Origin of the sequence: Bacillus sp. XF8 (genome assembly GCF_017498755.1) — a bacterium.
Classification (GTDB): Bacteria; Bacillota; Bacilli; order Bacillales; family Bacillaceae_G; genus Bacillus_A; species Bacillus_A bingmayongensis.
On sequence record NZ_JAGDQK010000053.1, the window covers coordinates 20,931 to 31,113 of the forward strand.

Sequence of the window (10,183 nt, forward strand, 5' to 3'; positions counted from 1 at the left end):
CTTTATATATGTATTTTTATTTTAATATAAATAATTAACAAAACAGGCACAATATAGTTTTTTATGCTATAAGTTACAAAATTGTGAATCATATTACACCTTATGTTTTGTTTAGTAGATTGATAATAAATCTACTGTAAATCAATTATTTTAAGTACAAAACCGACAAAACAAGCGGATTTTCAATAAAATATCCGTTTAAAATATGAAATATGACCTTATTCTTTCTAAAAACACAAAAAGCGCAACTATTTTATAATTGCGCTTTTCCTATTAATTAAAAGAGCTTTCTTAAACTCTACTTACCTTTTATTCTTCCTTCAAATGGTAATTTATGATGGCATTATATAAAAACTGCGCATATTGTTCACGCGTTACGATCGTTCTTGGTTCAAACTTCCCGCTTCCAGTTCCTACTATCACATTGTTTGATTGCAATGCACTAATCGCATCCTTTGCCCAGAAATTTTCAGGTATATCACGAAACGTATGCTTTTGCTTTATCTCAAATTCAAATGCTTTCGTAAGAACTTGCGCCATTTCCGCACGTGTTAACGGTGCTTTAGGCCTGAAGTTTCCATTTTCATCCCCTTTAAAAATTCCAAGCTTTGTTAGTGCCAATATTTCTTCTAGAAACATTGTTGAATTTTTATTAATATCTCGATACGGATTATTTAATGCCCCTTGTTTCTCTAGCTTCAGCGTACGAAAAATGACGAGAGCTACTTGTTCACGTGTCACCGGATCTCCCATACCAAACTTTTTATTTCCATACCCTTCAATAATTTTGTGATACGACAAATCATAAATCGCATCGAACGCCCAATGCCCTTCTGGAACATCTTCAAATACCTTCATCTCTGGATACTCTTCTGCCTTTACAGAAATCGCATTTGTACTTACAAATATACTGCTCATCATCCCCGCTACAGCCATCGCACACAATATTTTTTTCTTCATGGCTCTCTCTCCTTCAATTCTATTTTTTTAAATAGAAACATAATAGACTGAATCTGATAATCTATATTACATATGATGCACTTCCAAACCATATGAATAAAACTAACTATCTCTAAGATCTATTATTGTGAACTTCACTATTAAAGGAGAGCCAATTCGCCCTCTATCCATGTTAGAAAATTCGAATTGTATGCAAGTCTCTTAAAAGAAAACTTCTTCCTTGACTCCTTTTTTTCCTGCTTTCGGTTTCCGGAAAGTAAACGCCATCCCAACAAAAATAAGAATAATTCCTGCTGTCTGCATTGTAGTCGGACGAAATCCAGTAAATACTGTATCCAATAGAATTGCTACACCTGGATCCAAAAACACTAATACAGAAATGAGCCTTGTTGGTAAATCTCTTAAACTATCAAAAAACAAATAATAAACAAAACCAGTATGAATAAGTCCTGTCGCTGTAATTGCTATCCAATTGCTTTGTGTTAAACCTTGAAATGCCCCAAAGTCTACAAATGGTAGCAATAGAAATATGCCTAAAAAGGTTTGCAAAAATGTCATTGCATACGCACTCGTCTGTTTAATTCCTTTCCCTAATAAAGTCGTAAATGCATAAAATAACGCTGCAAGTAGCGCCCAAACCATTCCAGAGGACATCAGTTTCTCTATAGATACACTTCCATCCATACCTGCGACTAACACAGTGCCTACAAAGCAAATAAGAATCGAAATAACAGATAGTAAAGTTAATCTTTCCTTAAACACAACACTCCCAATTATTAATACAATAATTGGCGCAAGATGATACACAGAAATTGCAATTGTTACTGACATTACTTCGAAAGCTTTAAATAGAAACACCCAGTTAAAAACAAGAAAGAAACCGCAAGCTAGTATTTGTATTACTTCTTTTTTGTTCCACTTCTCTTCTTTAAACTGACCTGTTGCAATCCAGCATAACGTTAAAAATATAGTGGCACAAATGCAACGAACAAACACCAATTCAAATGATGGTAAATTTGTTTTAACTGAGAAAAATCCGATTGAGCCAAAAATAGACATCGATATTATCATTTTTATAGCTGGCATCGACTTTGAATGAAATAACATATTTGTGGTACTTTTTTGCAGCAAAATAAACAACCTCCATTAATCTGAAACAACTATTTATTTTAATATTCTTAATTTTCAACTCAATCCTACACTGGATTAAATAAAATTTGAGACTCCCACGACTAAAGTCGCAAGCCCTAACCCTTACGGATTAACGGGTGGGATTCTTGAATGACTAAACGTTCGCAATCCATTTCTGTGATTTTTTTGTGATACGAAGTGTTCCTAATTTATGCTTTAATATGTCCCAATTCCTATTTTTCTTATCTACTAATAATGCACGTATCTTAATACGAGTCGATTTTCTGTTCACCATTAATGGAATAGAGATGTGCGTGCAATCGAAAGAATAGTTTTGGTTGTTCCATACGCATACAGGCTTTTTTAAAATGGGAACAATTTTGTATTTACTTTTCTTCACTTTTTTAGAAAATACACTTTTCGCATCTTTAATTGCTTGATTTTTCAATGCACTTGGGATATTGGCTTCAATATCTTTTGTACTTTTCTTCGTGCTTTTCTTTACTTCGACCATCTCAGATACAAGTGTATTAATAACTCGAATATATTCACGACTACTTCGTTCTAATATGTGGATTTGCTCTTGTGTTGGAAGGAGTTTCACTTTCACTGTGATTGTTTGTGACATACATGTCATCCCCTTGTTTTTTGTTGTTCGACATAATGTTTAATGGTTTCACTCGACACATTTCCTGCGGTAGATACGAAATAGGAACGCGTCCATAAGCTTGGCAAATGCCCAAGATGAGGAAAGTCCTCTCTTAATTTTTTAGATGTCACTCCTTTGATTTTGGCCATGATATCTGCCGGGCTCATGGTCGGTAGAGGATTTAAAAAAAGATGAGCATGGTCTTTATCTACCTCCATTGCAATAACTCTAATTTCTAAATTCTCGTAAATTTCTTGACCAACGCTTTAAAACGTCCTTCTACTTGTTTATTAAGAAAGATTTTTCTTCTATTTATCCCCCCATTTCAAACTCTCCCTCTTTACATTTTACCATATTTTACATAAAGATAATTTTTTCCTAATGAATCTATTTTGATCTTCTAACATACCCCACTGATTATCAGCCCGACCCCCACCTAACTTCTTTGCTTTCGCTGAATTTTGAGGTAGGGGTCTTACTGCCCGTTAATGCGGGATAAAAGGTGATACCCACTCATTTTCTCATTTTGTTTTCACACGGCATGGGGCTAAAAAAGGTCCTGACCACTTCTATGCATGGGTGGATCTTCTCTCCCACCAAAAAGAAATGGTTTAGGTTTGGGTTTGTATCCACACAAATAAAGAAGCAGCCCAATCGCTGCTCCTCATTTCTTCTGCTTATCATACTCCTCAAACGCATGAATTCTCTCAAAAATTGGCGGATGTGTATATAAGAAAAACTTCACTAACGTCGGCGGATTCACTTGACTTAATCCTGTTTTTGATAAATATTGAAATGTTTTTACACCAGACTTTCCATCCTTCGTCATATCTAATGCATATTGATCAGCCGCCCGCTCTTCTATACGAGATACATAGTTTGATACTGGACTAACCGCAAAAGACAATACGGAAGAGATAAGAAAAAACAATGGTATAATTGAGAAACATGCCAATTTCGAAATTTGTAATGTGCCTCCCCATTTCCGTACACACATATTTATAATACGACTAATCAAATACATCCCTACAAACGTTAACACTATATAACTCGCCACACCCCAATATATATGTTTCATCACGTAATGTCCCATTTCATGAGCCATAATAAATAAAATCTCTTTATCTTTTAACTGCTGGAGCGTTGTATCCCATAATACAATTCGGGAATTCGATCCAATCCCTGTCACATATGCATTTAAAGCCGTCGTTTTCTCAGACATGTTCACTTCATATACATGCTCAGTTGGGATATGTGCCCTGTCAGCAATTGCTAAAATTTTCTCCTCTAAGTCTTTATTTTTCAATGTAGAAAAATCATGATACAGCGGATCAATTAAAACAGGCTGTACAAATGTTAAAAAAATTGTAAACGGTACAGACAAAGCCCATCCAGCTAACCACCACCGCTTCGGAAATTTATAAATGAGCCATAGAAGGACAGAAACAATGAGAAGCATCATAATATAATTGACCCAAAAATCAATCACATGATCTTTTATCCAGCTCGCTGTTGATTGGGTTGAAATACCGTAATCAATTGATATTTGATGCCCCAGCCATTGCAGTGGCAATGAGAGAACAGTTGTAAGCAATGATAAATAAAAAAGATAAATAGCGACTTGAATAACCCGTACTTTTGTCGTTTCCTTTGACCATTTTTCAAAACGCCTTGATACTCCTAAAACAAGAACAAATAATAGAATAATCCATTCTAAAGGTGTAGCTAAAAAAAAGAGTAAGTTTTTCACGCGCGAGTAATCTTGACTTAATGTAAGTTCCTTTGCATTCATAAACGTCTGTGGATCAGCACTCGTCCCTTTATACATATCTGGAATAATCTCATGATTCCATCCAAATAAATACCAATATATAAATAGTGCAAAACCAACGTACAAAAAAAGCGACCACTTAATAACCTTTTTCACATTACTACCTCCTCTATGCTGCCTGTCTCTTATTATTGTAAGTTCGTTCTTTCTAAAATAGAACAAGCTAATAATCGGAATTGTCATGCAATTTTCAATCCCTCTTTAAAAATCCTTGGATTTTTCTTTTAAAATAAAACTGGGAGGGGATTGGAAAATGAAAAAAATTTATATTACTTTTACATTAGGTTTAGTCATTGTAATCGGAATTGGAATTTACTATTTTACAGATTATCGCAAAGCTTCTGCTGAAATACCGCATGGAATCGTCATGGAAGATGTAAATGGTACAACGTTATCTTTTGATCAACTACCGAAGAAACTAAAACTCGTAGAATTTATATATACAAAATGTCCTGATATTTGCCCAGTTACTACATACAAAATGAAACATTTACGAGACGAATTAGAGAAGGATAAATTGTTTGGTAAAAAGATTGAATTTATTACAATTACCATTGATCCTAAGTTCGATACAAAAGAAATATTAACCACATATTCCAACACGTTTGAAATGAAAAAAACAAAGGGCTGGCACTTACTACGCGGCGATGAAGATGAAACGAAAAAACTAGCAGATACATTTAACTTCCAGTACCGCGACCCTGGAAGCGGGCTCTATATTCACACTTCTAACTCCTATTTACTCGATGAACATGATCGTTTAATTGAAGTCTTCGGCATGGGAGAACGCGGGTTTAACAGCAAAAAAGTGCTTGAGAAAATTAAAGATGCATTATAAAAAACCTCTTCATAATTCGAAGAGGCTTTTTTATTCTATATAAATTATGCTACGAAAATTAAGTCCTATCCATTCTACACTTTCTATTTATTTCTCTATATATTTCTTCGGCTCATATGTTGGAATAAGAAACGCACTCGCAATCCAGCAAATAAGGCCGAACCCACTTATATATTTCCCGTATTCATAATGATTTAGATGCACTTTTCCTACAATAATTAAGATAAAGTGAAACTTTAATCAGTGGGGGTTTTCTTCATCCCCCACTGATTATTAGTTGAACCAATCGGGCTTTTACAGGCTGTTGATCCCCCACCTATCTTTTTTGCTTTCGCTGAATTTTGAGGTGGGGGGCTTACTGCCTGTTAATGCGGGATAAACCCAAGTAAAACAACTACATATCCAACTTGTTTTTTCGACAACACAACTCAGCACTCCTTATTGAAAAATGTTAACGAAGAAATTGAAATCTCGAAAAGAAATGGAGCTATATTTCATAATTCCTTGTACAGCTAGAAGTAATATAAGACCAAGTACACATATATAATTAATTCCATCTTCACTTCTTTTTTCAACTACAATTCCGCCCCCAATACACAGCAGCCCTAGAAGATGAAGTGCTAAATAAACAAAAAAGTATGGTTCATCCCAGCGAAAACCTACATTCACTGTTGTAATTACAATTAAACTCACCATAATCAAATAAAATAGTTTATTTGATTGTATTGTCCCATTCATAGAATCATACACATTCCTTTCTATATTTTTTCTTTATTCATTACCTATATTTCACTTTAAATGAAAGAGTTCAAGTCCAAACTATAATTCTCTCATTTTATTTGTATATACTACTAGCACCTCTTTGTTCATATAACGACGATTAATAAACAAAAAGACGAGTACTAAATTTAATCCAATGATAAAGATAATCAGTCCTGTAAAAAATGAAGTTTGATTGGAAAAATCCGCAAGGCTTATCATTTCTTCCTCACTCAAAATAAGAGATGTAATGAGTACGATCGCATTATTTAATATATGGATACTAATTGGCATCAGTAAACTTTTCGTACGAACGTATACTATTGATAGGACGATACTAAATATGGCAGCACCGAGAAAATCAATATGCAAACATCCAAAAAGAAGCGCTACCATAACCATCGCTTTTCCGGTTCCCCATTTCGCCGCAAAGCGCTGAAATAGAAATCCCCTAAATACGAATTCACCTATAATTGGAGCTACCAGTACTATTATTATAAATTGATATACGTATCCACCTGTACTACCTATAATAGGTTCATGTAATATATTCATAATAAAATCCGGTGTAATCCATGCAAAGCTATACATATACAATACAAGGTATCCATAACTAAAAAGGCATAACATTCCTGTAATCATTAAAACATGTACAAGATTAAATGATTCTCTTCTATTCATAAATATAGTAAACGGTACACGATGACGCTTACATTGATACAATAACCAAACGGATGGAAATACATATAGTACAAGTATGCTTGTAAAAGAAGAAAGTGATATATGAAATGTATTTTCTAGCACTTGTTTACTAGTATGTTCAATTAAAATAAGTAGTGGATATACAATCAAAAAATATCGTGCTCGCATCGAATAAAACGGATTCAAACTCATCTCCTCCCCTATGTTACATTTATCATATCATTCCAATCTTATTTTTAAGCTAAGAAAACCTTAAATTTTCCTTAAAAATCCCATAACTTACAAGAAAATGTTATGATATTCGATGAAAATAGGAGGCGATTCAGATTGTATAATGCAAATATTTTACTTGTCGATGATGAAACAGCAATTTTACAACTATTAACTACGATTCTACAAAAAGAAGGATTTTCTCATATTACAACTGCCACATCCGCAGAAGAAGCTTTACAATTTGTGGAACATAATCGTTATGATTTAATGATTTTAGACGTGATGCTTCCAGGACAATCCGGTTTTGATATTTGTCCAATCATCCGTCAAAAAACAGATTGTCCAATTTTCTTTCTAACAGCTAAATCATCTGATTTAGATAAAGTCTCTGGTTTCTTATATGGCGCAGACGACTATATTACAAAACCATTCAATCCGCTGGAAGTTGTCGCCCGTATAAAAGCTCAGCTTCGAAGACATATGAAACAAATCTCGCAACCTGCGAAAGAAACACACTTTATTTCATTTGGAAGATTTCAAGTCGATAAACATGCAGCTGAATTAAATGTAGATGGAAAAGTTGTGGAATGTTCAGCTCAGCTCTTTCAACTACTACTCTTTTTCTGTGAACATCCTAATTACGTGTTTTCAAAAGAAGAAATATACGAAAAAGTATGGGGTGCTCCTGCCTATAATGGTGATGACAATACCGTCATGGTTCATATTCGAAAACTACGTGAAAAAATTGAACTTGATCCAAGTAACCCAAAATATATAAAAACGGTTCGCGGACTTGGCTATAAGTTCATCGCAAAGTAGGTAACGACTATGAATTTAAGTAGAAGACTTATTATCCAATTTATTATACAGCATATTTTCGTCTTATTTACTTTACTCATTGCAGTAATAATCGCATTTGGATATTTAGCTTATCTTGTCAGTACAACCCTTTACGAACCAAATGTACCTGAATTTGATAATTTCACTCTTTCTCATTACGTTTCCTCAGAAAATGGACGCGTTACATTAGGATCTGAGGTAAAAGAAATCATTAAGGACAAAAATGATTGGCTTCAAATTGTAGATGAAAAAGGAAAAGTTCTCTATCACTTCAATACTCCTGAAGATGTTCCCACTTCTTATACAAAAACATCATTAGTTGCTTATCTACAGAATCATATAGAAAGCTCTTATAAATTTACTTATTGGGACATTGAATTAGAGGAAAAGAAAGCAATTGTCATTTATGGTGATACAATAAAAAGTAATGTAATACTTCAAAGATTAAAACAAGAACACGGTTCTCCATTAACAGCTGAATTTTCTTTAACTGAAAAAGAAAAAAAGGACCTTACCGCAGAAGGTGCTACATTACAATTGTTTAATGCAAAAGGAGAAGAAATTTTTTCATATCCAGAAAAAAAGGGGAAATCATTTTCAGCGATCCAAGCCGCCCTCTCTGATAAAGAGCCTTGGAATCATAAAGAAAATATATCGAGTTTTTATAATCCAGAGGATCAAACACTATTTACCATAACCGTGAAAAATGATTATTACTATCCATCTGATATGAATGAAGATGCATTAACGACAAAGGTATTCACTGGATTTGGATCTATTTTTCTTGTCGTGTTTGTCTACTTAGTTATTCTCTCTATTTGGTACGGAAGAAAGTTTGGCAAACCATTATTACATGCAATGCGCTGGCTCAAAAATATAGCTAGTGGAAAATATGAAGAACCTGTAAGTAAAAAAGGAAAAGTAGTTCGCTTTCGGCGTTCAGGTAAAGAAAAGTGGTCATTCCGTCTTTTTAAAGATGTAACAAACGCTTTAGAACACCTTTCTATTACACTCAAAAAAAATGAGTCCATCCGAAAAGTAATTGAACAAACACGTGAAGAATGGATTACTGGTCTCACACATGATTTAAAAACACCGCTCAGTTCCATTTACGGGTACTCTCTATTACTAGAATCGAAACAATATAACTGGAATGAACACGACATTCAAGAGTTTGGTCGTGTTATACAAGAAAAATCTCAATATATGACAACATTAATTGATGACTTAAGCTTAACGTATCAATTAAAAAACAATGCGATTCCCTCTCAGCACGTCAAAGTTGAGATTAATCAATTCGTCCAAAAAGTCTTGTTACAATTTATTAACAACCCGACACTACAAAATCAAAACATTGAATTTGTTCCTAGTTCCAATGCAGTTCATTATTCCATTGAAGAAAAATGGTTCAGGCGTATCATTGAGAACTTATTAGCAAATGCAGTAAAACATAATAATGAAACCACAAATGTCATTGTAAGCCTTGGACAGGATAAACATTCTTTTACACTTTCTATTTCTGACAATGGAAAAGGAATGGATGAACAAACGAAAGAACTTTTATTTGAACGATATTACCGCGGTACAAATACTGAAGAAAATAATGCTGGAACAGGTCTCGGCTTAGCTATCACAAAACAACTTGTTCTAGCGCATAACGGTACGATTTCTATTGACAGTGAACTTGGAAAAGGCACAACCATTACGATGGTATTTCCATTCTCGCCTACTAACAAAAAAGAATCCTAAAATAAAGTGAAACTCTAATTAGTGATGATAAATCCATCACTGATTAAGGTTTCACTTTATTTATCATTTACTCTAGTATATAGACATAAAAGGGTTCTCATCTGGACTTTCTAGTTTCACTACTATATTTAATTCTACATCTATATGCTACATTTCATAAAACTTCGCATTATAAAATGCTTTGCTTTTTACCTTTTGTTTTGAATTAACCCTTATTCTTCCGAGTTTCTTAAAAAAAGCTTAAAATAGATGAAAATGATAATGGAGAATTCAAGCTTTAATCCAATCAAAATTACCCAAGTACATTTCCAATTTTTCTAGCTAATTGTTCTAATGCACATGCTAACATATGTTGTTGTAATCCTTAAGAAAGCAATCCCAATTTATTAGAACTCAATCAATTTGTTCAAAAAAACGCCATACTTTCTGCATATTTTGAACTGCACCCCAATTGTTAGACACAATTAACAATTGGAGGTGTAGTTTTTTTATGGCAAAGTTTTCATTAGAA

General features: G+C 33.7%; 8 protein-coding genes and 2 pseudogenes. 3 read left to right on the plus strand and 7 right to left on the minus strand.

All coding sequences use genetic code 11. From position 1 onward, the window contains the following. Positions 1 to 309: 309 nt before the first annotated feature. The 5 genes and pseudogenes from J4P91_RS25865 to J4P91_RS25885 form a co-directional block, all read right to left on the minus strand. Positions 310 to 960 carry an S-layer homology domain-containing protein gene (locus tag J4P91_RS25865; RefSeq protein ID WP_207996351.1) on the minus strand — a complete coding sequence of 217 codons (651 nt, stop codon included), beginning with the start codon at positions 958 to 960 and terminating at the stop codon, positions 310 to 312. A gap of 201 nt (positions 961 to 1,161) precedes the next feature. Continuing rightward, complete coding sequence (locus tag J4P91_RS25870) at positions 1,162 to 2,091, minus strand: DMT family transporter (RefSeq protein WP_374192066.1); 930 nt, start codon at positions 2,089 to 2,091, stop codon at positions 1,162 to 1,164. 157 nt (positions 2,092 to 2,248) lie between these two features. Next, positions 2,249 to 2,719, minus strand: a pseudogene (locus J4P91_RS25875) (RNA-guided endonuclease TnpB family protein); the annotation flags it as partial. A 5-nt stretch (positions 2,720 to 2,724) separates the two neighbouring features. After that, positions 2,725 to 3,050 (minus strand): annotated as a pseudogene (gene tnpA, locus J4P91_RS25880) (IS200/IS605 family transposase); the annotation flags it as partial. Positions 3,051 to 3,404: 354 nt separating this feature from the next. Further along, entirely contained in the window at positions 3,405 to 4,667 is a 1,263-nt protein-coding gene (locus tag J4P91_RS25885) for a M48 family metallopeptidase (RefSeq protein WP_207996352.1), read from the minus strand. 157 nt (positions 4,668 to 4,824) lie between these two features. On the opposite strand from J4P91_RS25885, the gene J4P91_RS25890 reads away from it, so the two are divergent. Next, complete coding sequence (locus J4P91_RS25890) at positions 4,825 to 5,409, plus strand: SCO family protein (RefSeq protein WP_207996353.1); 585 nt, start codon at positions 4,825 to 4,827, stop codon at positions 5,407 to 5,409. 438 nt (positions 5,410 to 5,847) lie between these two features. Here J4P91_RS25890 and J4P91_RS25895 read toward each other — a convergent pair whose 3' ends face one another. Further along, positions 5,848 to 6,147, minus strand: coding sequence for a hypothetical protein (locus tag J4P91_RS25895; protein ID WP_207996354.1), 300 nt, complete (start codon positions 6,145 to 6,147; stop codon positions 5,848 to 5,850). A gap of 81 nt (positions 6,148 to 6,228) precedes the next feature. Further along, the gene (locus tag J4P91_RS25900; RefSeq protein ID WP_207996355.1) at positions 6,229 to 7,056 is read right to left on the minus strand and encodes a CPBP family intramembrane glutamic endopeptidase; all 828 of its coding nucleotides are present in this window, start codon (positions 7,054 to 7,056) and stop codon (positions 6,229 to 6,231) included. 141 nt (positions 7,057 to 7,197) lie between these two features. On the opposite strand from J4P91_RS25900, the gene J4P91_RS25905 reads away from it, so the two are divergent. Both J4P91_RS25905 and J4P91_RS25910 read left to right on the plus strand, forming a co-directional pair. Continuing rightward, entirely contained in the window at positions 7,198 to 7,902 is a 705-nt protein-coding gene (locus J4P91_RS25905) for a response regulator transcription factor (RefSeq protein ID WP_207996356.1), read from the plus strand. A gap of 9 nt (positions 7,903 to 7,911) precedes the next feature. Further along, the gene (locus J4P91_RS25910; RefSeq protein ID WP_207996357.1) at positions 7,912 to 9,672 is read left to right on the plus strand and encodes a sensor histidine kinase; all 1,761 of its coding nucleotides are present in this window, start codon (positions 7,912 to 7,914) and stop codon (positions 9,670 to 9,672) included. Positions 9,673 to 10,183 lie beyond the last annotated feature (511 nt).

Excerpts from the sequence above, each read along its gene's own strand:
- J4P91_RS25865 (WP_207996351.1), bottom strand. The coding sequence starts at position 960 with ATGAAGAAAAAAATATTGTGTGCGATGGCTGTAGCGGGGATGATGAGC.
- J4P91_RS25890 (WP_207996353.1), top strand. The coding sequence starts at position 4,825 with ATGAAAAAAATTTATATTACTTTTACATTAGGTTTAGTCATTGTAATC.
- J4P91_RS25895 (WP_207996354.1), bottom strand. The coding sequence starts at position 6,147 with ATGAATGGGACAATACAATCAAATAAACTATTTTATTTGATTATGGTG.
- J4P91_RS25910 (WP_207996357.1), top strand. The coding sequence starts at position 7,912 with ATGAATTTAAGTAGAAGACTTATTATCCAATTTATTATACAGCATATT.